Raw genomic sequence first — 23077 nt, 5'->3', positions numbered from 1 at the left:
TTTACCGGCGGCCCGGGCCCGGTTTCCGGCGCAGCGACGTGCGCTGCTCGCCGGGCTGTTCGAGCCGGGGCCACAGCCCTCTTTCAGTCGACAATCACCTGTTCGTTCGGGTCATCGCCCAGGCACACCGTCAGCTGTTGCCCGGCCTTGTTGAACGCACAGTTGGGCAAGGCCTGCTGCTTGATGAAGTTCAGCGGTGGGAGGAGGAACACGCTGGCGAGGATCAGCGCGCCGACGGTCCGGGGCAGCAGCACATCCGCGCTAGTGGCGACCGGGCGGGGCTTGAGGCGCCCACGCCGGTACCAGTACAGCCCGCTGAAGACCAAGGCGCAGCCGATCGCCATGGCGTAGTCCAGCTCCCAGGCTTGCGGGCTGAAGATCAGGTTGCCGTCGGCATCGTCCGGGTAATTGATCCGCCACCAGGCGCCCAGCAGCAGCGGCACCAGGCCGGCGACGATCCAGGCCAGGCGGGCGCCGGGCATGCGCGTGAGCAGGGCCAGGCCCAGGCCGAGGGCGCAGAGGAGCCAGATGCCGAGGTACAGCTGAAAGCCCATGGCCCCGCCGAACAGGGTGCCGCTGACGTCCCGGGGGACGATCAGTTGCAGATCGGTAAACACCATCACGGACAGCGGGGCCGCTACGGCGATTCCGCTCAGGACGGCGTTGATCCATAACCACAAAGTGAACAGGCGATGCATGGGCGTACTCGACAAAGACAGGAAAGGGGATGGCACGGGGCGTGCCGGATTCAAGGGAATGGCAAGCCACTGCCGGTGGCGGACAGGGCCGGATCACCAGGCTGGAATGGGCGAGTAGCGAAGGTGCGGATCAGGTGCGCAGTGTCGGGCAGCAGCATGGCTGGCCGGGCAATGATCGGGGCAGGCGCCAACACGTTTCTTCCTTGGGCGGTGTTCGGGGCGCGCAGTATGCAAGGCCACCGCCGGTTTTGCATCAGCCGCCGTGCAGCAGGGCGGGGCACGGAGGCCCCGCCCGAGGGGGTTAGAACTGCTCCGCTTCCAGGCCGAACAGCGAGGAACTGCCGGCGCGGATGCTCTGCTCCAGGCTGAGGATGCGCGGCAGCAGGCGGCTGAAGTAGAAGCGCGCCGTGGCCAGCTTGGCGCCGTAGAAACTTTCGTCCTCGGCGTGCTTGTGCTCGGCCACCTGGGCCATGCGCGCCCACAGGTAGGCGTAGGCCACGTAGCCGAACAGGTGCAGGTACTCGACGCAGGCGCTGCCCACCGCGTTGGGGTTCTGCACCGCCTGTTCGCGCAGCCAGTCGCTGAGGTCTTCCAGGCGCTGCACGGCGTCCAGCAATTCGGCGGCGTAGGCGGCGCCGGGCAGGTAGGCGTAGTCGCGGATCTCGCCGGTGAACAGGCGCAGGGCCACGCCGCCGTTGCCCACCACTTTGCGGCCCAGCAGGTCGAGGGCCTGGATGCCGTTGGTGCCCTCGTAGATCTGCGCGATGCGCACATCCCGCACCAGCTGTTCCTGGCCCCATTCGCGGATATAGCCGTGGCCGCCGAAGACCTGCTGGCCGAGGATGCAACTGTCCAGCCCGGTGTCGGTGAAGAACGCCTTGGCCACCGGGGTCAGCAGCGCCACCAGGGCCTCGGCGTTGTGCCGCTCATGGGGCTGGTCGGCGAACTTGGCCAGGTCCAGTTGCTGGCCGACGTAGCTGGCGAAGGCACGGCCGCCCTCGGTCATGGCTTTCATGGACAGCAGCATGCGCCGCACATCGGGGTGGACGATGATCGGATCGGCGATCTTGTCCTTGGCCACCGGGCCTGCGGGCGAGCGGCTCTGGATGCGCTCGCGGGCGTAGGTGCGGGCGTTCTGGTAGGCGTTCTCGGCGCAGCCGATGCCCTGTATGCCGATCGACAGGCGCTCGTAGTTCATCATGGTGAACATCGCCGCCAGGCCCTTGTTGGCCTCGCCGATCAGCCAGCCGGTGGCGCCGTCGAAGTTCAGCACGCAGGTGGCCGAGGCCTTGATCCCCATCTTGTGTTCGATGGAACCGCAGCTCACCGCGTTGGCCTGGCCCAGGTTGCCCTGGGCGTCGACCTGGATCTTCGGCACCAGGAACAGCGAGATGCCCTTGGGCCCGGCCGGGGCGTCCGGCAGCTTGGCCAGGACCAGGTGGATGATGTTTTCGGTCAGGTCCTGCTCGCCGCCGGTGATGAAGATCTTGCTGCCGCTGATCCGGTAGCTGCCGTCGGCCTGGGGTTCGGCGCGGGTGCGGATGATCCCCAGGTCGGTGCCGGCATGGGCCTCGGTCAGGCACATGGAACCGGCCCAGCGACCTTCGTACATGGGCGGCAGGTACAGCGCCTTGAGTGCCTCGCTGGCGTGGGCGTCGATGGCCAGGCAGGCGCCGGAGCTCAGGGCCGAATACAGGGCAAAGCTGGAATTGGCGGCGTAGAGCATCTCTTCGAACTGCACCGCGAGCATCTTCGGCATGCCCATGCCGCCGTAGGCCGGGTTGCCGCTCAGGCCGACCCAGCCACCCTGGATATAGGTGCCGTAGGCCTCCTTGAAACCGGCGGGGGTGCGCACCTGGCCGTTGTCCCAGGTAGCGCCTTCCTCATCGCCGCTGCGGTTGAGCGGGGCGATCAGCTGGCCGGTGACCTTGGCCGCCTCTTCGAGAATCGCATCGGCGGTATCGGCATCCACCGTCTCCGCCAGGGCCGGCAGCCGGGCCCAGAGTTTGGGCGCGTTGAACACTTCATGCAGGACAAAGCGCATGTCGCGCAGGGGAGCGTTGAATTCGGGCATTGCAGGAACCTCGGGCAAAAGTGGAGGTTGAACGGCCGGGGCCGGGTGATTCAAAAAGGCTAGACCCCGCCGTGCCGACTCCCAGCAGGACAACGACGTGCGCGGGGTTTCTGTCTATTCAAACTAGAGGTTTTTCGCCATGTCGCGCAGGACGAACTTCTGGATCTTGCCGGTGGAGGTCTTGGGCAGTTGGCTGAACACCACGGTGCGCGGCACCTTGAAGCCCGCCAGGTGTTCCCGACAGAAGGCGATGATCTGCGCCTCGCTGACCTGCTGGTGGTCGGCCTTGAGGGTGATGAAGGCGCAGGGCGTCTCGCCCCATTTCTCGTCGGGCCGCGCCACCACCGCGGCTTCCAGCACCGCCGGGTGGCGATACAGCACGCCCTCCAGTTCGATGGTGGAGATGTTCTCGCCACCGGAAATGATGATGTCCTTGAGCCGGTCGCGGATCTCCACATAACCGTCCGGGTGGGTCACCCCCAGGTCGCCGGTGTGGAACCAGCCGCCCTCGAAGGCCTCGGCGGTGGCGCTGGGGTTCTTCAGGTAGCCCTTCATCACCGTGTTGCCGCGCATGAAGATCTCGCCGATGGTCTGGCCGTCGCGGGGCGTGGGTTCGAGGGTTTTCGGGGCGGCCACCATCACCCCTTCCAGGGTCGGGTAACGCACGCCCTGGCGCGACTTGATCTGCGCCCGCTGTTCCAGGGGCAACTCGTCCCAGGCGGCGTGCCAGGCGCACAGGGTCACCGGGCCGTAGACCTCGGTCAGGCCGTAGACGTGGGTCACCTTGATGCCCATTTCCTCCACCGCGCCTATCACCTTGGCCGGTGGCGCGGCCCCGGCGACCATGGCATTGACCGGGTGGTCGATGGCCGCCTTGGCCGAGTCCGGCATGTTCACCAGGGCATTGAGCACGATGGGCGCGCCGCACAGGTGCGTGACCTGGTGCTCGCGGATCAGGTTGAGGATCTTCTGCGGGTCGACCCGGCGCAGGAACACATGCACCCCGGCCAGGGCGGTGACGGTCCAGGGGTAGCACCAGCCGTTGCAGTGGAACATCGGCAGGGTCCACAGGTACACCGGGTGGTTGCCCATGGCCCAGGTCATCTGGTTGCCCAGGGCGTTGAGGTAGGCGCCGCGGTGGTGATAGACCACGCCCTTGGGGTTGCCGGTGGTGCCTGAGGTGTAGTTCAGGGCGATGGCCTGCCATTCGTCATCCGGCCACTGCCAGGCGAATGCCGGGTCGCCCTCGGCGAGGAAGGCCTCGTAGTCCAGCTCGCTGACCGGCTGGCCCTCGCCGTACTCGGGGTCGTCGAGGTCGATCACCAGCGGAGGCTGGTCGAGCATGGCGACGGCGGCGTGGATCACCTCATGGAACTCACGGTCGGCGATCAGCACCTTGGCCTCGCCATGGGCCAGCATGAAGGCGATGGCCTCGGCGTCCAGGCGCACGTTGAGGGCATTGAGCACGGCGCCGATCATCGGCACGCCGAAGTGGGCTTCGAGCATGGCCGGGATATTCGGCAGCATCACCGCCACCGTGTCGTTCTTGCCGATCCCGCGCCCGGCCAGGGCCGAGGCCAGGCGCCGGCAGCGGCTGTAGGTCTGGGCCCAGGTGCGGCGGATCGAACCGTGGATCACCGCCGGGTAATCGGGGTAAACGGCGGCGGTGCGCTCGATGAAGCTCAAAGGGGACAGGGCGATATGGTTGACGGCCGTCGGCGCGAGGCCTTGCTCGTAGATGGACATGGTTCGGGTACCCGGTGGCTGATTGTTAGCTCTATTGGCCGAGACCGTTTTTAACGGCGCTCGGTGACTTATCCGGAGGCTTTTATATACTGCTTGGCAATGGATATGGAAGTACTACCTGAGTTGTATAGTATTTCTACTATATTAATAATTCGCTGATCCAGCCCGCAGGTTTATCGACAATGCCCACCTCCACCCACTTGAGCCGCTGGCTGCACCTGCAGCGTGAAGGCCGGCTGCCGGATTCGCCCTGGCTCGGCCATGACCCGCAACCCAGCCTGTTGCTCGACGCCGAGGCGCGGCCGCTGGACCTGAATCCGGCGCTCCGGCAATGGCTGGATGCCGAGGCGTCGAGCGAGGTCGCGGCGCTGCTGCCGGTCAATCACCCGGCCCTGGTCCGTGCGTGCCTGGAGCAGCAGCGGGCCATCGAAGAGGTCGAGGCCCAGTGGGGCGAGCGGGTGCTGCTCTGGAGCTTTATCCCCGACCCGCACCGGCAACGGGTCCTGGCCCGTTGCCGCGAAGCCACGGCGCAGATCCTCGCCGAGCGCGAGTCGGCCACGGCCCGGCGCCTGTACCGGCTGATCACCGAGAACACCACCGACCTGATTTCCCGGCATACCCCGGACGGCACCTTTCTCGACGCCTCGCCGGCCTCCTGGACCCTGCTCGGCTACTGGCCCGAAGAGCTGCGCGGGCGCCTGGCCCGCAGCCTGTTCCACAGCCAGGACCTGGCCGGGCTGACGCAGCGCACCCGGGACGCCCTGGAGCAGGACGGCTACCACACCATGACCTTTCGCATCCGCCATCGCGACGGCCATTACCTGTGGTTCGAGACCGCCTGCCGGGCGATCCGCGAAACCTACACCGGGGCGGTGGTGGAAGTGGTGGCGGTGTCCCGGGACATCACCTCCCGGGTCCAGGCCGAAGAGAACAAGCGGCGCCTGGCGGAAGTGGTGGAGGCCAACCCCGACCCGGTGCTGTTCATCCAGCCGGGCGGCGCGGTGACCTACCTCAACCCGGCGGCCCGGCGCACCCTGGGCCTGGAGGCCGGGCAGTCGATGCCGGACCTGGCAAGCATCCTCACCCCGGAGGTGCTGCACAGCCTGCAACGCGAAGGCTGGCACCGCGCCGAACACACAGGCCGCTGGAGCATCGAGGCGCGCCTGCAACCGCCGGCCGGCGGCGCGTCGGTGCCGGTGTCGCTGATGCTGCTGGCCCATCGCGCGGCCAGTGGCGAGCGCTTCTATTCCCTGGTGGCCCACGACCAGAGCGAACGGGAATTGCGCGAGGCCCAGCAGCGCCATCACCAGGACGAACTGGCCCACACCGCGCGCCTGGTGACCCTGGGCGAACTGGCCTCGGGCATCGCCCATGAGATCAATCAGCCGCTGGCGGCGGTGGTCAATTATGCCAACGCCAGCCAGCGCTATCTGCAAGCCTTGGATACTCAACCCCAGGCTGTGCAAAAGGTCGCCCAGGGCCTGGAGCGGATCGCCGAACAGGCCACCCACGCCGCCGAAGTGATCAAGCGCCTGCGGGCCTTTTTGCGCAAGGGCGGGCGCCGGGTCCAGGCCCTGGACCTCGCCGAGGTGGCCCGGGAAACGGTGCGCCTGTGCGCCTGGGAAGCGCAGGCCTGCCAGGTGACGATCGAGCTGCGCCTGGCGGATAATCTGCCGCCGGTGTACGCCGACCGGATCTTGCTCGAGCAGGTCCTGTTGAATCTGTTGCGCAACGCCATCGAGGCCAATCGCGAGGTGCATCCGCAGCAGGGCTCGCAGATCGTCCTCGGCGCCCAGGCCAGTGGCGAAGGCGGGGTCGAGGTCAGCGTCAGCGACCAGGGCCCGGGCGTCTCCGCCGAGCAGCTGGCGCAGCTGTTCACCCCGTTCTACACCAGCAAGGCCAACGGCCTGGGGCTCGGGCTGTCCATGAGCCGCAGCATCGTCGAAGGCTTCGGCGGCGACTTGCAGGCCCAGCCCCAGAGCCGCGGCTTGAAGATGTGCTGCCACTTGCCGGCGACGGCCCCGGCGCAAGCCGATTCACCCACCCAACCGACAACAGGAGCAAGGCAATGACGAGTGCGGCGCAGCAGCTGGTGTATGTGGTCGACGACGACCCGGGCATGCTCGACTCCACCGTCTGGCTGCTGGAGTCGGTGGGCCTCAAGGCCGTGCCCTTCACCAGTGGCCGGGAGTTTCTCGAACACTGCGACCCGAGCCTCGACGCCTGCGTGCTGCTGGATGTGCGCATGCCCGGCATGGGCGGGCTGAATGTCCAGGAAGAGCTGCGCCAGCGGGATATCCACCTGCCGCTGATCTTTGTCAGCGGCCATGCCGATGTGCCCATCGTGGTGCGGGCGTTCAAGGCCGGCGCCGTGGACTTCATCGAGAAGCCCTACAACGAACAGCTGCTGCTGGACAGTGTGCAGCAGGCCCTGAGCCGCGCCGACGACCGCCACAGCCGCAACGCCGGGCAGGCCCGGGTCGAAGCGCGCCTGGAGAGTCTTACGCCGCGGGAGAAGGACGTGTTGCTGCCATTGGTGCAGGGCTACAGCAATCGCGAGATCGCCGAGCAGCTGGGGGTCAGCGTCAAGACCATCGACCTGTATCGGTCACGGGTGATGAAACGCATGCAGGCCGAACACCTGCCGGAACTGGTGGGCATGGCCATCGCCGTCGGGCTGGTGGACCCGCTGCAATTGCGCTGAGGCTCGGGCCACCGCACTTTTTGCGTTTTTGCGGTTCTATTCAGGGCCAGGCCGCGCCGATCCCCCGCGCGGCCAGAGTCCAGAACGGTGCCGATGGTTTATCCGCTTTCTCGTTGTTTTCTGCGCGTGTTTTGCCTGCGTATGCTGCGCCAGCCACTGTGGCTGGCGGCTGTCTTGATGGTCTGCGCCAGTGGCTGCAGCCAGCAGCAGGGGCGTGACATGGCCCACCAGTTCAGCAATGGCAAACCCCAGGAGTTCTTCCAGACCAGTGTCGACCGCATGGCCACCCTGAGCATGCGCGACAACCTGCAAAGCCTGTACCTGCTGATGAACAAGCTCTACCTGCGCAACCCCAACCAGTGGCGCGAGTGGGGGTATACCGATGCCACCAGTGCCGCGCGGGATATCCGCCAGGCCATCGAGCAGCAGAAGGGCTTGCCGGCCCTGGGCAACCGTCGCGACCTGGCGGCACTGAGTTATGCCTTGAGCCCGGAGTTTCGTGGCGACCGGGTTGGGGCCTTTATCTATGCGATCGGCAGCATGCTGGTGACTGCCCATGGCGGGCGCACCGAGTTTTTCATGACCGACACTATCGATCCGCAGTTTGTCAGTAACGCTGCGCGCAATATTGAAAAGGCCACCTGGATGCTCAGTCAGCGGCAGGGGGCCAATGGGGAGTTGTTGCTGTTTTCCAATGAGATTTCGGAGGAGGGCAGCAATCTGAGTTTTGCTGTGGAGTTTGGGAAGATTGTGGCGCGCCTCGACCTGCTGACTCAGATGCTTGACGAGCGCTATCGGCGCATCGGGTTGAACTATGCGCAGAGCTTGTTGCTGATGAATTTTTTGCCGGTGCAGTAGGGGCTCGATCTTCTTGGGCACATATTCGTTGCTGCGGCCACGGCTGCTTCTGTAGGAGCGAAGCTTGCTCGCGATGGCGTCGGCTCTGGCGCCGCATTTCTTGGACGGTGTACATATCCATTCCTGCGGTCACGGTCGATGGCGGTGGTGTGGGCCTCTGTAGGAGCGAAGCTTGCTCGCGATGGCGTCTGTTCTGGCACTGCATTTCTTGGACGGTGTACATATCCATTCCTGCGGTTACGGCCACTTAGGGTTCCGCCCTTACGGCGGGTCACTTTGGAAGATCCGGAAGCCGGCCCAGTCCAAAGTAACCAAAACGCTTTGCCCCACCACTCGGTGCCTCGCCTAGGCTCGGCATGCCCGAACGAAGGCATTGATCCGTGGGCCGCCGCCACAGGCCATCCATGGCCTGGGGCGGCTAACCCGGCATCCCTGCCGGGTTACCCACGGCTCAATACCTGCGTTCGGCCATCGTGGTTAACGGGGCGTTCAGATCAAAAGCGAAAGCAACGCGAGGCGGCCTGCCGGCCGGCCTGGCTGAGAATGCAGTCTCTGTAGCCGCTGCCGAGCCCTAGCGAGGCTGCGATCGACCGCGAAGCGGGCGCAGGATCTTGAGACCGCTGGAGGACCTTCGGTCCTATCGCAGCCTCGCCAGGGCTCGGCAGCGGCTACAGGTTTAGCGCCGACTGGCAGGGCGCGCATTTTGATCTACCCGCCCCACCGGAACGAGCAACCGTGTCGAAACTCAAGCCGTTTCGGCGAAATTTTTTTGATCTCGGACCATAGCGTTCAGATCAAAAGCCAAAGCAACGCGGGGCGGCCTGCCGGTCGGCCTCGCGTCCGGGGTTGTGCGTAGGGGGCTTCTCGGTTCTTAACGCCCCAGCTTTTCCATCGCCGCATCCGCCAGGAAAGACGACCGGCTCTTGATGTTGTGCTCCCGTACAAAGCGGTCGATTCGTTGAATCACGTAGCCCGGCAGGGTCACATTGACCTTTTCGGTTTTGCCCAGGTAAGGCGTGATGTCGATATCCAGCATGCCCCAGCCCATCCCCTCGAAGTCGGGGTTGGCGCGGTGCGTGCCGGTGGGCGAGGGCAGGGGAATGGCTTGCCCGTCACGGGCCAGTTCTTCGAGCATGACGTGGGCGATCTCGATGGCGGCGCTGTACGCGGCCTCGAAGGTGTCGCCGGCGGTTACCGCCCCAGGAATATCAGGAATCTGGATGCCGGTAGCAGTGTGCTCGTCACCCCACTCGATGCAGATGGGATATTGCACGGGGATCTCCTCAAAAGGTGCGAAGGCTGAAAGGGCTATATCAGCCCGGCCAGTTTCTGGATGGCCCTGACCGTCCCCCGTGGCAGATCCTTCTTCGGGTGAGGCACCGGAACGGTCTCGGGCCGATAGGGATGCTTGAACAGATGATGGCTGCCGGTAACGCGCTCCAGCACCCAGCCTGCGGCTTCAAGCTCCTTGATCAACTGTCTGCTTTGCACCTCCATCTCCTTATTGGGGTGAGAGGTGCTTTATAACTCCAGGCGCATAATAGCGCAGGTTGAATTGTGTGTCTGGAGTTATGTTTCGGGGCGTGTCATTCAGAGGGCGCGTCGCTATGGAATGGACGCTCCCTGTAGCCGCTGCCGAAGGCTGCGATCGGCTGCGCAGCAGACGCAAATCCTGCCTCCCGGCTTTACCTGTTACACCGCATGGCTAGGTTTGGCGTGCGCTTCGTCGGAGTGCCGCCCAGCCCGATCGCAGCCTTCGGCAGCGGCTACAAATAGCGTTTCAGGCAGTGAGGGCTGTGCTGTGGCCTTTGATCAGAGACTCAAGTGTCGGGGCCGCAACGCGGCCCGAACACACCATTCAATAGCGCTCAGGGCTCCTGCGCCGTGCGCCACTGAATCACCTCCAACACCGCACACCCTTCCCGGGTCAGCAGATGCACCCCTCGGGTCACCCGCGTCAGATCGCAGTCGGAAATATCTTTCAGGTTAAGCGTGGACAGGCTGTCCATCAGGTCGCGCACCACGGTGAAACGATGGGCTGCGCTAGCCGCCAGATCGCTCAAGGGCGCGTTGCTATCGAGGTAGAAAACGGGAGCGTCGGCGTCGTGGGTATCGACGGGGGTGAAGCGGGAAGTTTGATGGTCAATCATCGGTGCAGCTCCTATGAATAGAGCAACCACCTTTCGCGGCCAAGCGAATAAGGGTGGCAGCTGTACGCGGGTTGGCCGACCGGGCATAGGACACCGGCACACCCGAAGGTGTCCCACGCACAGCCGCCATGACACAAAATCGCAGGCACAAAAAAAGCGCCTGCAATGGTGTTTGGACGCTGAAGCGTTCCTATGCTCGACCGGCCAAGGTCGTTCGCGGATTTTGCCGCGAGGGCGAACTATAGGGGCGCCGCTTGAACGGTGCAACCGCGCATTGGTGGGGATGTTTGAGTGGTTGTGTCGGAGCGTTATCAGGGACGGTGGTGGGGCGTAATCACATTGATTTGACGCCCCCTATTGGTGTCGACCCTTTTTTATTTCTGTTGTCGATCATGCGCAAATGTCAGTTCATAACCGAACCTCAAAGCCTGCAAGAGATTTCCTTCCACATGTAGTCGTAGTTGTACTTCAGCCATAGAACCAGCGCCTTATCAAACTGCCTGCGTAACCAATTACGCTTCCGCGCCGCCAGCCTTTCCTCGATCCTGGCTCTGAGCCAGTCGGGGTCAAAGCCTGTCCAGACAGAGGGCAAGACTGCTGCAAGGTTGGAGAAGCACACGGGCGCCACTTCTGAATAAAAGATTTCGTAGAGCACGTCAGGATCGACGCCTTTGACCTGTCGCGCGATGTAGTCGTAATCGGTCGGAAAATAGTTGAATGGCTCAGACAGTGCGGTTCTGACTTCTGTCAGTTGTGGCTCGGTCAGAAAATGTCCCAATGCGAAAACTCCTCCAGTTCCTCATCAAGCGAGTCCGCGACCACGCCGCCTGCGACGCTGTTTGTTCTCAGCATTCAGGATTTGATAAGTCGCCAGCGCAGCGGTCACGAGAACGCCCGAGTTTGCCCATGATCAGCATTTTTTATTGCCTTTCGTGAACTTAACATCGTTCCGGCCGGCAGCTTCCAAAATCATGTAGTGCTGCCGAAGGCTGCGGTCGGGCTGGGCGGCACTCCGACGAAGCGCCCGCCAAACCCGGCCACGCGGTGTAACGGATAAATCCGGGAGGCCGGATGTGCGCCTGCTACGCAGCCGATCGCAGCCTTCGGCAGCGGCTACAAACAGCCTCCCAGGCTCAATAGCGCTCAGGGCTCCTGCGCCGTGCGCCACTGAATCACCTCCAGCACCGCGCAACCCTCCCGGGTGAGCAGATGCACCCCTCGGGTGACCCGCGTCAGATCGCAGTCGGAAATATCTTTCAGGCTAAGCGTGGATAGGCTGTCCATCAGGTCGCGCACCACGGTGAAACGATGGGCTGCGCAAGCCGCCAGATCGCTCAAGGGCGCGTTGCTATCGAGGTAGAAAACGGGAGCGTCGGCGTCGTGGGTATCGACGGGGGTGAAGCGGGAAATCGATTGATCGTCCATGGTCGTTACTCGTTGTAGAGCTTCCACCATTTGCGGCCAAGCAAATTGAGGGTGGCAGCTGTGTGAGGGTTGGCCGACCGGTTTACAACGACACCGGCACACCCGAAGGTGTCCCGCACACAGCCGCCATAACACAGAATCGCAGGCACAAAAAAAGCGTCTGCAATGGTGTTTTGGACGCTGATGCGTCGTTGTAATTCGACCGGCCAAGGTCGTTCGCGGATTTTGCCGCGAGGGCGAACTATAGGGGCGACGCCTGAACGGCGCAACCGTGCATTGGTGGGGATGTTTGAGTGGTTGTGTCGGAGAGTTGGCAGCGACAGTGATGGGTGAGTAATTACCCTGACTTGGCACACTCGTTTGCGTCGGACTACCTCCAGTCGAGGCTTTCTACTACGAATGAGGTTTATAACTCAGCAGCTTAGAAACTGAATAAAACTTGGTTTACGGGTATATATGAGAGGCCGTTTTTGGCCGAAAGAATTGTTCGTGAGGGGGCGGCTTACGGCCAAAAGCAGTCGGTCAGTGTGTCTAAGAAAATAAGGGCGACTCATCTGGCTGGTAGAGAAAATCCATATCTTCCGCGCGAATGTTCCACTTTTCCGCAATCTCGCGTGTGGCACCTGCATTGAGTAGCACGTTTTTAGCCGGTGGAAACAAGCTCGCATAGTGGTGCGCGAAATGGCCGATCAACATCAGAATCACCTGTAGATTGGCTGATCCCAGCATGTACTGATCTCCTAAAGAGATCGCTTGGCCACTCTGAAGCGTTCCGATGAAATCGCTGTGCACATGGCCGCTAAGGAATGGGTAGTACGACGTGAAATAGGTCTTATGTAATCCTGCATCTACGGCTAAATCGTTCCAATGCCAACCTACGTCCCAACTACCTTTGCGAAGGCGAACTTGCTGAGGCTCTGCATAGCTTTGGAAGTGGGGCGAGCTCTGAATAACCGGCCATAGTGCTGCAGCATCTGCTACCGCTCTCTGCCGAGCTACCCGAGCATCATCCGTAGTCGCGGCCATCTTGCTCCGCTTTTTCCAGCCACAATACTCCCACACGTTATGCCGGAACTCTCGCAAAGACTCATTACCGCCGCTGAGAAGCCACGTCATTACCAAGTAGTTTTCAAGTGCAGAGCGAGTCAGGACCGCCATCGACGAGTGGTCGATAAAACTGCCCGGGGGAACTGTCTGACTCCGAAATGGCGAGGGCTCCAGCAATGAGCGCGCCGAGCACATGTGCCGAAATAGTTTCTTGGCTAAGTCATGCTGACTGAACATCCACGCTGGATTATTCACTGTCGGATCGTGTTGTTCTGCCTGGGCTGTGATCATCTCCGCCATCAACCCAATCAGGATATTGAACTCTCTTTCTAGCTCTTCCGCTCGCTGGTACTGCATTCACATCATCCCTTTTGCAACGTCAGATGCACTCGAGCTTAACAGTTAAGTGGGATCTGCTGACGCCGGCGAACGTCCTTGCTACCCGCCACGCACGCGGACTAACCTGTCGGAGTTTCCGCCCCCCTCTGCTGATCAGCGAGATGTCGCTTTGCTAAAACAGATTCTGACTCAGGCAAAACTACCAAAAGACAAAACTACCATCGCCTCGGCGATCAAGGCCTTATTAGCATTTTTTTCACTAGGCACAGTCCATTATATTGGGTTTCTTATGGAGGTACCCTTCGAGATTGTATCCATCGCATCGCTTAAGTTTCTGACAAACTTTGTTGCCACCTTTACGTTCTACCTAACGTTTTGTTACATGGTCACGAAAGTGTTCTCCTTCGCTATATCGCAGTTCTACTACTCTGTGCTTGCTCCCCTTGCAGCTTTAACATTTGCGGCAAGTAAAAAGTTTCCGGGATGGCTAAAAAAACCTGCGAGAAGAATGCACAGAGAAACCAATATGGCGGAGAAGCTCATTTATTGGACATTTTTCTTTATTATATTCAGCTTTATGTTAAATTTTTCGTACTTGAAATTTGACTACTCTACTGTTGGTAAGATGACATGGATGTGGGTAAGCGGCATAACTTTAGCCGCAATACTGAAATGCGGGATACTAATTCGCCCAACAACCCAGGTTCAACGAATTTTAGATAGGAAAAGAGTAGCCCTCAGAAGATCGCTAATACGGGATTATAGTTATTTACTTGCTGGCTCGGCCGTGGCGCTTTCCTTTTACACGGGCATGCTAAGATTTGACAAGATAATGACCGAAGAAGTTATTGATTTCAAAAGCGAGCAATACCAAGGACAAGTCCACGTTCTTTTGAGTATAGATGATGCTTATTTGCTAATCGAAAGTAGTTTCAAAAAGCAAACATTTTTATATCTAACAGGCACGATCATGATGCGATTGCCAACCGATCACAGTAAGTAATTCATGCTTTAATTCAAGCAGGCACTTAACAAGAGGTACACACTCGTAAGTCTACAGATTGTTCTGGCCCGCTTATGATTAATATAGTCATTTTGGAATGCTCTTTAGCAAAGGTGGCCGGTTACTGCCTCTCGTGAGGATTAGAAAATCACTCAAACCTGACCTTCGCCAAAGGCAGCAATCGGCCAATAGCGGTCGCTCGATGTGTCTACGATCGCAAGGGCGATTCATATTTCCCCAATAGGGGCTACCGCATGAGCTTTAATGAAAACTGACAGATACTGACAACGAATTTCTTAGGGTTTCCTTTTGGAATTCTCGCAACTAGGAGGCGTCGTGGACGAAGTAGTTAAATTTTCACTGCCTGTCGTATTGGCTATCCTTGCGTGGTGGCTGAAGCTGGCTCGGGAGCACAGCACTGTTGGTCGAGCTATTTACTCGGAGATCATGGCGCTCACGGAGATAACTAGGCATCGTCACTTCTTGCAGGACTTGAAAATGCGCGCCCAGCTTTATCGCAACGACCCGTCGAGGCTGGCCGAGGAATATAGGATATCGGTGGCTGACCATTATTGCAGGGTTTATGCTGGGAACATTCAAAATATTGGTTGCCTAGACGCGGAACAAGCGGCCCTCATTGTCAGGTTCTACCAGCTTGCGGATAGTGTCGTGAGAGACGTTTCGGAGGGTGGGCAATTGTACCAAGGCACCAGTGATCCAAGTGTTTATGAAGAGAACGCTTTGCTTCTTGAGCAAGCCATGCAGGTTGCAGAGGATCTTAAAAAACTGCGAGAGAGTCAGTCAAACGAGCGCTGGTATCGACGCTGCTGGAGAGCGATCACATGACTGCCCTATGTCGTAGCGGCGGTTCACAGTTCGATTATTCTGTCGCAGGTAGAAGCGTCTGTCTGGATTGGCTAGGTGTCTGTTGAATATGAAACGGAAAGCTTAACGGGTATCTGTTCAAATGGAGGTCATGTATGAGTGGCATTGTTTCCAGAATCAACCAGGGACGATATGACTCTGAGCAGAGCCTGCTGAATCTTCGTGACAACGCTATTAATAAAGATCGAACTGATATTCTGGATTCGGTAAATCAACGCCTTAAAAAGTGCCATCCAAAAATTTATGAGCGGCTCGTAGGGCCGCTTCATGAGCGTAAAAGAGACAAGAAATTCAAATGCTATTGTAATAATCCGCAGAGTCTGCATGTTATTTATCAAGACATTATGAATAACGACGTTCATTTCCATTCGTTAATGTGCGATGCCTGCTGGCAGAAAGATATCGCCAAAACTTGGGGGTACTACGGCTGGGCAAGCAAATTGATTCCACAGAAAACATGGGACGCTTTGTGTGAAAAACGTGCGTATGAAAAATTCGTTGAGTGAATCGACCCCCATTTAGTAGATGTTTTGAGTGACTGCATCTGACCGTTTGCTGCCGGCTGTGATCATTGCAGCATGTGGATCACTTTGTGGTTTGCTCCTTCATACATTAGAAAAGCTCTCAAAAGGTCTCCGTGATTTGGCGAAACCCACGGACATCTATCACCAAGCCCAGAGAACTCAATCCCCCATCACCAGTCTTACAGAATGTGCAACATCCACAGCACCCCAAGATAAACCACCCCTATCCCCAACGGCAGCACACAAAGCAGTCGAACCTGCGAAAAGAACGACGGCACGGCTTCCACCGGAGTCGACTCCTCCAGTTGCTGCAACGTCATGACCGCGACACCTTCTTCTGCTGGGGCATTGAGCTTGGCCTGGATCAGCGGTTCGACTTCTTCGACTTTGCGCATCAGGGTCCGGCCCCAGGTGAACAGGGCTGCGCCGACGAAAATCAGCAGGTAGATCACCAGGAATTTCCAGTGGGGCGGGTTGCTCAGGTGGATGAAGTCGGGGGTCGGGCTGTTGTCCCAGAACCAGTCCAGGGGCCGGGTGTTGTTGTGGACCATGGACACAAAGTCCTTGACCTGGCGGTTGAGGAGCACCGCGGCGTCGCTGTAGCTGTTCATGCGCCAGTGGAGCATTTTCAGGGTGGAAAACACGGTGGAGATCAAGGCGCCGGTGAATAGCAATGCGCCTGCGGCGATGGACAGCCGGTATTTCAGTTGGGCCTGGGTGTAATTCATCTTTGCGTCCTGCGATGAAGAAAAGGGGCGCAATACTATAGTTCGTCGCCCGTGGTCGATAGGGGCGGCCTTGGTTCATGGGCTGCCTTAGGGCCTCGAAGGTTTCAGCCGACCCGCCTGCGACACGCGCAATTTTTGAGCCCCATCTTCGGCTGGACGAGCCAACCCATGCAGCACGTGCAAGACGTCTTTAAACGCTACGCCCCAGGGCTCGTTGACGGTGTTGCAGGGGGTAACCTGCATCTGGATCAGGGCAGTAACCTACAAAGCCCGGCAGTGCGACACTGCCGGGCTTTTTTGTCTGCGCTCACCCGGCCCTGGCGCGTCTCCTATACTGATTCGCGCCGACAGGTTCCAGATACCCGAATGCCGCCCCGTCGGCACCCTCACAGCTACCCCTCCCAGTCACTGCAAGGAGACCAAACATGGCAATCCGCATTGGCGACGAAGCACCCGATTTCACTGCCGACACGACCGAAGGTCCGCTGCACTTCCACGAGTGGATCGGCGATAAGTGGGCAATCCTGTTCTCCCACCCCAAGGACTTCACCCCGGTGTGCACCACCGAGCTCGGTTATATGGCCAGGCTCAAGCCGGAATTCGACAAGCGCAACACCAGGATCGTCGGGCTCAGTATCGACCCGGTCAGCGACCATAAGGCCTGGATTGGCGACATCCAGGAAACCCAGGGGCATGCGGTCAACTACCCGATGATCGGCGACGAAAACCTGGTGGTGGCCAAGCTCTACGACATGATCCACCCCAATGCCAGCGGCGGCGCGCGCACTGCCGTGGACAACGCCACCGTGCGTTCGGTGTTCATCATCGGCCCGGACAAGAAGGTCAAGGCCATGCTGATCTACCCGATGAGCGCCGGGCGCAACTTCGATGAAGTGCTGCGCCTGCTCGATTCCCTGCAACTGAATGCCAAGCACACCGTCGCCACCCCGGTGAACTGGCGCCCGGGCGAGGACGTGATTATTCCCACCTCGGTATCCGACGAGGACGCCAGGAAGAAATATCCGCAAGGCTTCAAGACGCTGAAACCCTATCTGCGGGTCGTGGAACAACCGAAGTAACGCCCACCGACAAGGGCTCGCTCATGGAGCTGGCCTGCGGGGATGACGCGACGCCGGACAGGGTTCACCCGGCAAACCGCCGCGGCGCCGCAGTCACTTCCATGGGGTTGCTTTTAGCCAGGATGGGCAGCCACTGCCCATCCGCGGTTCGAACAGTCCGTTTTGCCTTCGACACCGCTGAGCGCAGGTTGAACCCTGGGCGCGGCTGGATCTGTTGACGCAGATGCTCGATGAACGCTACCGGCGTATTGGCCTGAACCATGCGCAGAATTTGTTGCTGATGAATGCTTGGCCGGTGCAGTAAGCTCGGCCGAGTCCTGGCGGCTGCTGATTTCTATAGCTCCGTCGTCCTGGGTTCGTGCAAGGCAAGTCGCTTTGGATTGTCCGCCCCCATGCTCTGCATCGGATCTGAAACCGATAAGATTCGCCAGCTCACACGGCATATGACGAGCAACGGCAAGGAGAAAACAGGATGGGCAAGATCAGGATAGCGACGCCGGCCGATGCTCCGGCCATTCAGGCAATCTACGCGCCTATGGTGTCGGATACGGTCATCTCGTTCGAGCTCATCCCGCCAACGATCGAGGAGATGGCGGGGCGGATCGAGGCGACACTGGCGACTTATCCCTATCTGGTAGCGGAGTTGGACGGCGCGGTCGTTGGTTATGCCTATGCCAGTCAGCATCGCGCCAGGGAGGCTTATCGCTGGTCGGTGGATGTCACGGTCTATATCGACCCCGCGGCACACCGCCGTGGCATTGGCCGCGCACTCTACCAGCGGCTCCTGCCGATCCTCGAGCAACAAGGCTTCCATGCCGCTTACGCCGGCATTGCCCAGCCCAACGCCGCCAGTGTCGGTCTTCATGAAGCACTGGGCTTCACCCATATCGGCACCTATCCCGAAGTGGGCTTCAAGCATGGGCAATGGCATGGTGTTGGTTACTGGCGCAAGCCGCTGAATACCGTGACGCCGCCGAGAGAAATCGTCGCGTTCAGCGAGGCGAGAGGATACGTGGAACTGTAGGCCTGGATGAAGTCAGCCCGGGAGCGGGGCGCGCGGGCTGAGAGGCCATAGTGATGCACCGCAAACCCTCATGCTCTGACAAGCGCTATCCTTGAGCCTTCCTTCCGCTGCCAGAGCCCGCCCATGCTCGATGTACAAGCCGTCTGCAAAAGCTACGCCACGCCCCAGGGCCCGTTGACGGTGTTGCAGGGTGTCGATCTGCACCTGGAGCAGGGCGGCAGCCTGGCGCTGATGGGTGAGTCGGGCAGTGGCAAGAGCACCTTGCTGCATTTGATCGCCGGCCTGGACAAGGTCGATCGCGGCAGCATCCGCATTGGCGATCAGCAACTGGAGCGGATGAATGAAAACCAGCTGGCCAACTGGCGGCGGACCGAGGTCGGGCTGGTGTTCCAGCAGTTCAACCTGATCGGCAGCCTGCGGGTGGAGGACAACCTGGGGTTCCAGGCGCTGCTGGCCGGGCGTTTCGATGAGCGCTGGCAGGCGCAACTGGTGGAGCGCCTGGGCCTGGGGGATCTGTTGCGGCGCTACCCGGAGCAACTGTCTGGCGGCCAGCAACAGCGGGTGGCCCTGGGCCGCGCCCTGGCCGGCAAACCGCGGCTGCTGCTGGCCGACGAACCCACCGGCAGCCTCGACGAAGCCACCAGCGACGACGTGCTGCAGCTGTTGCTGGAGCTATTGGCCGATACCCCCACCAGCCTGTTGATGGTCACCCACAGCCAGCGCGTGGCCAGTCGCCTGGGGCGGATCGCGCTGTTGCATGGCGGGCGTCTGGCCGGCGCGGGCGAGCACTGAGGTGCGGGTTTTCTGGCACAGCCTGCGGGCGCTGCTCAGCCATTGGCGGCGGCACCCGGTGCAGTTTTTCAGTGTGCTGACCGGGCTGTGGCTGGCCACCAGCCTGTTGACCGGGGTGCAGGCGCTCAACAGTCAGGCGCGGGACAGTTACGCCAAGGCCAGCCAGTTGATCGGCGGCGCGCCCCAGTCCAGCCTGGCCACGGCCAATGGCGCGCCGTTTTCCCAGGAGGCGTTCGTCGGCCTGCGCCGGGCCGGCTGGCCGGTGTCGCCGGTGGTGCAAGGCCGGTTGACGCTCAAGGGCCATGAGCAGCAGCGCCTGCAATTGCTGGGGATCGAGCCGCTGTCGTTGCCGGCCGGTTCGGCGGTCGCCGGCCAGGTGCTGGATTCCGCGCGGATGGTCGAATTCGTCAGCCCGCCGGGCAGTACCTGGATCGCCCCGCAAACCCTGCAAGACCTCGGCTATCGCGAAGGCGATCGGCCGACCACCGCGAGCGGCCAGCCACTGCCGCCGCTGCACAGCCAGGCGGACATGGCCCCGGGGCTGCTGCTGGTGGACATCGGTTTTGCCCAGCCGCTGCTGGGCTTGCCGCAGCAGCTCTCACGGCTGCTGTTGCCGGCGGATTTCGCCGCCAGCGCGCCGGCCTTGCCCGATGCATTCAAGGGCCTGCTGGTGCTCAAGCGCGGCAGTGAGGAAAACGATCTGGCGCGCCTGACCGAGAGTTTTCACCTGAACCTCGATGCCCTGGGGTTCCTGTCGTTCCTGGTCGGCCTGTTTATCGTGCACGCGGCCATCGGCCTGGCCCTGGAACAGCGTCGCGGTCTGCTGCGCACCCTGCGTGCCTGCGGGGTCAGCGCGCGGATGCTGATGGTCTGCCTCTGTGTCGAACTGGGCGGCCTGGCCTTGCTCGGCGGCCTGGCCGGGGTGCTCAGCGGCTACCTGCTGGCCAGCGTGCTGTTGCCGGATGTCGCCGCCAGCCTGCGCGGCCTGTATGGCGCCGAAGTGGCGGGGCAGTTGAGCCTGAGCCCCTGGTGGTGGTTCGGCGGCATTGGCCTGAGCTTGCTCGGCGCCTTGCTGGCGGGGGCCAACAGTTTGCTGCGGGCGGCGCGTTTGCCATTGCTGGCGCTGGCCGATCCCCAGGCCTGGCACCAGGCTTATGCGCGCTGGCTGCGGCGTCAGGCCTGGGTGGCGACGGCCCTGGCGGCGCTGGCTGGCGCCGCCTGGATCTGGGGCGACAGCCTGGGCAGCGGGTTTGTCCTGATGGCGGGCTTGCTGCTGGGGGCGGCCCTGGGGCTGCCGGTGTTGCTCAACGGGTTGCTCAGCGCGCTGCTCGGGCGCAGCCGTTCGGTGCTTGGGCAGTGGTTTCTCGCCGATTGCCGGCAGCAGTTGCCGGCCCTGAGCCTGGCGTTGATGGCGCTGCTGCTGGCCCTGGCCGCCAATATCGGCGCCGGCAGCATGACCGCCGGTTTTCGCCAGACCTTCGACGACTGGCTCGAGCAACGCCTGAGCGCCGAGCTGTACATCAATCCGCAGACCCCGGCGCAGGCACAGGAACTGCAAGGCTGGTTGCCGGAACAACCTGCCATTGCCGCGGTGCTGCCCGTCCGGCAGGTGGCGCTGCAACTGCAAGGCTGGCCGGCAGACCTGTACGGGGTGATCGACCATGCCAGCTACCGTCAGCATTGGCCGTTGCTCGAAGCCCTGGGCGAGCAGCCCTGGACCCAACTGGCCAGCGCCGACACGCTTATGCTCAGCGAACAGACCGCGCGCCGGCTCAAGGTGCGCCTGGGCGATCGGCTGGAGATTCCCGTGCCGGTGGGGCAGTGGGCGCCGCAAGTGGTGGCGATCTATGCCGACTACGGCAACCCCAGGGGCCATCTGCTGGTGAATGCCGAGCACCTGCTGGCGCACTGGCCGCAACTGACGCCCAACCGCTTTAATCTGCGCCTCGAACCGTCCGCCGTGGCGCCGTTGGTAAGCGCCTTGCAGCAGCGCTTTGGCCTCGACGACAGCCGCATCGTCGAACAGGCGCAGCTCAAGGGCTGGTCGAGCCAGATATTCGAACGCACCTTCGCCGCCACCGCCGCGCTCAACAGCCTGACCCTGGGGGTGGCCGGCGTGGCGCTGTTTATCAGCCTGCTGACCCAGAGCCAGAGCCGCCTCGGCCAGCTCGCGCCGCTGTGGGCGCTGGGGGTGAGCCGGCGCCAGCTGATGCTGCTCAACCTCGGGCAGACCTGGCTGCTGGCACTGCTGACCTTGCTCCTGGCGCTGCCGCTGGGCATCGCCCTGGCTTGGTGCCTGGACACGGTGATCAACGTCCAGGCCTTCGGCTGGCGCCTGCCGTTGCGGGTGTTCCCGCTGCAACTGGTGCAACTGCTGGCCCTGGCGATATTGGCCACCTTGCTCGCGTCGGCCTGGCCGTTGCTGCGGTTGTATCGCAGCCAGCCGGCGGATCTGCTCAGGACTTTCGCCCATGAAGATTGAACGGCTGCTTGGCCTGTTGCTGGTGTCAGCCCTGTGCGGCTGCGATAAGGGCGACGAGCCGGCGCAAGGTTTCGCCGGCCTGGGCGAGGACGCCGCGGCGTTCACCCAGGTGGTGCCGGGGCGGGTGTTCAGCTTCCCGGCGGACCATGGCGTGCATGACGGTTTTCGCATCGAGTGGTGGTACCTCACCGCCGACCTCAAGGCCAGCGACGGCCAGCGCTTCGGCGTGCAGTGGACGTTGTTTCGCAGCGCCTTGCGCGCCGAGCCCGACCAGCCCGGCTGGCAGGCACCCAATGTCTGGCTCGGTCACGCCGCCGCCACCTCGGCCAACAGCCATCACGCCGCCGAACGTTATGCCCGCGGCGGAGTGGGGCAGGCCGGGGTGACGGTGCAGCCGTTCAAGGCCTGGATCGACGACTGGAGTTTTACCAGCCAGTCCGCCGGCGCCGATGCCGATCCTGACCCGCTGGCCCACATGCAATTGCAGGCCAGCGGCCCGGGTTTCGCCTACCACTTGCAGCTGCGCAGCGATAAGCCCCTGGTGCTCCAGGGCGAGGGCGGCTACAGCCGCAAGTCCGAGCAGGGCCAGGCCTCCTATTACTACAGCCAGCCGTTTTTCCAGGCGAGCGGCAGCCTGCAGATCGACGGCCAGACCTATCAGGTCAGCGGCCCGGCCTGGCTCGACCGCGAATGGAGCAGCCAGCCCCTGGCGGCCGGGCAGAGAGGCTGGGACTGGTTCTCCCTGCACCTGGACAGCGGCGAGCGGCTGATGCTGTTCCGCGTGCGGGAAAACCACAAGCCGCCCTACATCACCGGCACCTGGATCGAGCCCAACGGCCGCACCCGGACCCTGCACAAGGACGATATCCAGCTCACCCCGCTGGCGGACTCCAAGGTGGCCGGGCGCACGCTGCCCACCCGCTGGCATCTGCGCATTCCCGGCCACGGCCTGGATATCAATGCCGAGGCACTCAACCCCAAGGCCTGGATGAACCTGCGCATTCCTTATTGGGAAGGCCCGGTGCAGTTGAGCGGCAGCCATTCCGGCAGCGGTTACCTGGAGATGACCGGTTATTAACGAGGTATTCGTGAGTACCAGTCATTAGTTATTTACCCAATATTCATTTATCTCTCGCGTCAAACTGTGAGTGGTTTTTTGTTGAACTAATAAAGTGTCGATTCATGATTTCGACTCAATATTCTTTTCCCCTGCGCAGCATTTATCTTTTTTCTCAAAGACGGAGAATTCGCTCAACTTAAATATCACTGAGGTTCTCCGTCATGTTCAGCCTGAAAAAATCCGCAGCCCTGTTCCTTACCTTGCTGGCCTTGTCTTCCGTGGTCGGCGTGCAGGCCGAGGAGTCCGGCGCCTTTGTCGAAAGAAACCGCGCACTGAGCGCGGGCTCGACGCAAAACTGAAGTTTCAAGTTCAAGCGGCCGCTGCTGGAAAGTAGGCGGCCGACTCTTTTGTGTGGCTGAAAACTGGGTTGAAAAGTTGTTCGCCAACCCCGGAGAAAGT

General features: G+C 61.4%; 23 protein-coding genes. 12 read left to right on the top strand and 11 right to left on the bottom strand.

The window, feature by feature from the left end; genetic code table 11:
* Positions 1–83: 83 nt before the first annotated feature.
* From J4D28_RS05525 to J4D28_RS05510, 4 genes are all read right to left on the bottom strand, one after another.
* The gene (locus tag J4D28_RS05525) at positions 84–698 is read right to left on the bottom strand and encodes a hypothetical protein (RefSeq protein WP_103330833.1); all 615 of its coding nucleotides are present in this window, start codon (positions 696–698) and stop codon (positions 84–86) included.
* Between the two features lie 50 nt (positions 699–748).
* The gene (locus J4D28_RS05520) at positions 749–892 is read right to left on the bottom strand and encodes a hypothetical protein (RefSeq protein WP_158250320.1); all 144 of its coding nucleotides are present in this window, start codon (positions 890–892) and stop codon (positions 749–751) included.
* Between the two features lie 107 nt (positions 893–999).
* Positions 1000–2772, bottom strand: a complete 1773-nt coding sequence (locus tag J4D28_RS05515; protein WP_053268618.1) for an acyl-CoA dehydrogenase C-terminal domain-containing protein — start codon at positions 2770–2772, stop codon at positions 1000–1002.
* A gap of 123 nt (positions 2773–2895) precedes the next feature.
* Positions 2896–4518 (bottom strand): acyl-CoA synthetase, encoded by a 1623-nt coding sequence (locus J4D28_RS05510; protein ID WP_103330832.1) that lies wholly within the window; start codon positions 4516–4518, stop codon positions 2896–2898.
* Between the two features lie 182 nt (positions 4519–4700).
* Between J4D28_RS05510 and J4D28_RS05505 the strand changes: the two genes are divergently transcribed.
* From J4D28_RS05505 to J4D28_RS05495, 3 genes are all read left to right on the top strand, one after another.
* Entirely contained in the window at positions 4701–6590 is a 1890-nt protein-coding gene (locus J4D28_RS05505; RefSeq protein WP_103330831.1) for a PAS domain S-box protein, read from the top strand.
* Positions 6587–7222 (top strand): response regulator transcription factor, encoded by a 636-nt coding sequence (locus tag J4D28_RS05500; protein ID WP_053260452.1) that lies wholly within the window; start codon positions 6587–6589, stop codon positions 7220–7222. Before J4D28_RS05505 ends, J4D28_RS05500 begins: the two co-directional genes overlap by 4 nt.
* 141 nt (positions 7223–7363) lie before the next feature.
* Positions 7364–8080, top strand: a complete 717-nt coding sequence (locus J4D28_RS05495) for a hypothetical protein (protein WP_253219453.1) — start codon at positions 7364–7366, stop codon at positions 8078–8080.
* Positions 8081–8951: 871 nt separating this feature from the next.
* Here J4D28_RS05495 and J4D28_RS05490 read toward each other — a convergent pair.
* From J4D28_RS05490 to J4D28_RS05465, 6 genes are all read right to left on the bottom strand, one after another.
* On the bottom strand, positions 8952–9353 hold the full coding sequence (locus J4D28_RS05490) for a type II toxin-antitoxin system HicB family antitoxin (RefSeq protein ID WP_103330829.1): 402 nt from the start codon (positions 9351–9353) through the stop codon (positions 8952–8954).
* A gap of 35 nt (positions 9354–9388) precedes the next feature.
* Complete coding sequence (locus J4D28_RS05485) at positions 9389–9571, bottom strand: type II toxin-antitoxin system HicA family toxin (RefSeq protein ID WP_009048155.1); 183 nt, start codon at positions 9569–9571, stop codon at positions 9389–9391.
* A 377-nt stretch (positions 9572–9948) separates the two neighbouring features.
* A complete protein-coding gene (locus J4D28_RS05480; protein WP_103330828.1) occupies positions 9949–10230 on the bottom strand; it encodes a hypothetical protein in 282 nt (93 codons plus the stop codon).
* Between the two features lie 421 nt (positions 10231–10651).
* The gene (locus tag J4D28_RS05475; RefSeq protein WP_103330827.1) at positions 10652–11008 is read right to left on the bottom strand and encodes a hypothetical protein; all 357 of its coding nucleotides are present in this window, start codon (positions 11006–11008) and stop codon (positions 10652–10654) included.
* A gap of 365 nt (positions 11009–11373) precedes the next feature.
* Positions 11374–11655, bottom strand: a complete 282-nt coding sequence (locus J4D28_RS05470) for a hypothetical protein (RefSeq protein WP_103330826.1) — start codon at positions 11653–11655, stop codon at positions 11374–11376.
* A 531-nt stretch (positions 11656–12186) separates the two neighbouring features.
* The gene (locus tag J4D28_RS05465) at positions 12187–13059 is read right to left on the bottom strand and encodes a DUF5677 domain-containing protein (RefSeq protein ID WP_103330825.1); all 873 of its coding nucleotides are present in this window, start codon (positions 13057–13059) and stop codon (positions 12187–12189) included.
* Between the two features lie 49 nt (positions 13060–13108).
* On the opposite strand from J4D28_RS05465, the gene J4D28_RS05460 reads away from it, so the two are divergent.
* From J4D28_RS05460 to J4D28_RS05450, 3 genes are all read left to right on the top strand, one after another.
* Positions 13109–14044, top strand: coding sequence for a hypothetical protein (locus tag J4D28_RS05460; protein ID WP_146043824.1), 936 nt, complete (start codon positions 13109–13111; stop codon positions 14042–14044).
* Between the two features lie 336 nt (positions 14045–14380).
* The gene (locus J4D28_RS05455) at positions 14381–14890 is read left to right on the top strand and encodes a hypothetical protein (protein WP_103330823.1); all 510 of its coding nucleotides are present in this window, start codon (positions 14381–14383) and stop codon (positions 14888–14890) included.
* A 134-nt stretch (positions 14891–15024) separates the two neighbouring features.
* A complete protein-coding gene (locus tag J4D28_RS05450) occupies positions 15025–15435 on the top strand; it encodes a hypothetical protein (RefSeq protein WP_103330822.1) in 411 nt (136 codons plus the stop codon).
* A 197-nt stretch (positions 15436–15632) separates the two neighbouring features.
* Here the strand turns inward: J4D28_RS05450 and J4D28_RS05445 are convergent, their stop codons facing one another.
* Positions 15633–16181 carry a YniB family protein gene (locus J4D28_RS05445; RefSeq protein ID WP_028682902.1) on the bottom strand — a complete coding sequence of 183 codons (549 nt, stop codon included), beginning with the start codon at positions 16179–16181 and terminating at the stop codon, positions 15633–15635.
* A 425-nt stretch (positions 16182–16606) separates the two neighbouring features.
* On the opposite strand from J4D28_RS05445, the gene J4D28_RS05440 reads away from it, so the two are divergent.
* The 6 genes from J4D28_RS05440 to J4D28_RS05415 all read left to right on the top strand — a co-directional run bounded on the left by J4D28_RS05440 (position 16607) and on the right by J4D28_RS05415 (position 22977).
* On the top strand, positions 16607–17260 hold the full coding sequence (locus J4D28_RS05440) for a peroxiredoxin (protein ID WP_028682903.1): 654 nt from the start codon (positions 16607–16609) through the stop codon (positions 17258–17260).
* Between the two features lie 472 nt (positions 17261–17732).
* The gene (locus tag J4D28_RS05435; protein WP_028682904.1) at positions 17733–18284 is read left to right on the top strand and encodes an arsinothricin resistance N-acetyltransferase ArsN1 family B; all 552 of its coding nucleotides are present in this window, start codon (positions 17733–17735) and stop codon (positions 18282–18284) included.
* A gap of 123 nt (positions 18285–18407) precedes the next feature.
* Positions 18408–19076, top strand: a complete 669-nt coding sequence (locus tag J4D28_RS05430) for an ABC transporter ATP-binding protein (RefSeq protein WP_103330821.1) — start codon at positions 18408–18410, stop codon at positions 19074–19076.
* A complete protein-coding gene (locus tag J4D28_RS05425) occupies positions 19042–21558 on the top strand; it encodes an FtsX-like permease family protein (RefSeq protein WP_177477864.1) in 2517 nt (838 codons plus the stop codon). The genes J4D28_RS05430 and J4D28_RS05425 overlap by 35 nt, the downstream gene beginning before the upstream one ends.
* Positions 21548–22636 (top strand): lipocalin-like domain-containing protein, encoded by a 1089-nt coding sequence (locus J4D28_RS05420; RefSeq protein WP_103330820.1) that lies wholly within the window; start codon positions 21548–21550, stop codon positions 22634–22636. Before J4D28_RS05425 ends, J4D28_RS05420 begins: the two co-directional genes overlap by 11 nt.
* A gap of 203 nt (positions 22637–22839) precedes the next feature.
* Positions 22840–22977, top strand: coding sequence for a hypothetical protein (locus J4D28_RS05415; RefSeq protein ID WP_016705072.1), 138 nt, complete (start codon positions 22840–22842; stop codon positions 22975–22977).
* Positions 22978–23077 lie beyond the last annotated feature (100 nt).

The organism is Pseudomonas sp. GW531-T4, assembly GCF_017349615.1.
GTDB classification, from domain to species: Bacteria; Pseudomonadota; Gammaproteobacteria; order Pseudomonadales; family Pseudomonadaceae; genus Aquipseudomonas; species Aquipseudomonas chlororaphis_I.
The sequence above is the reverse complement of the archived record's forward strand: the minus strand, read 5'-3'. Positions and strand labels throughout refer to the sequence as shown.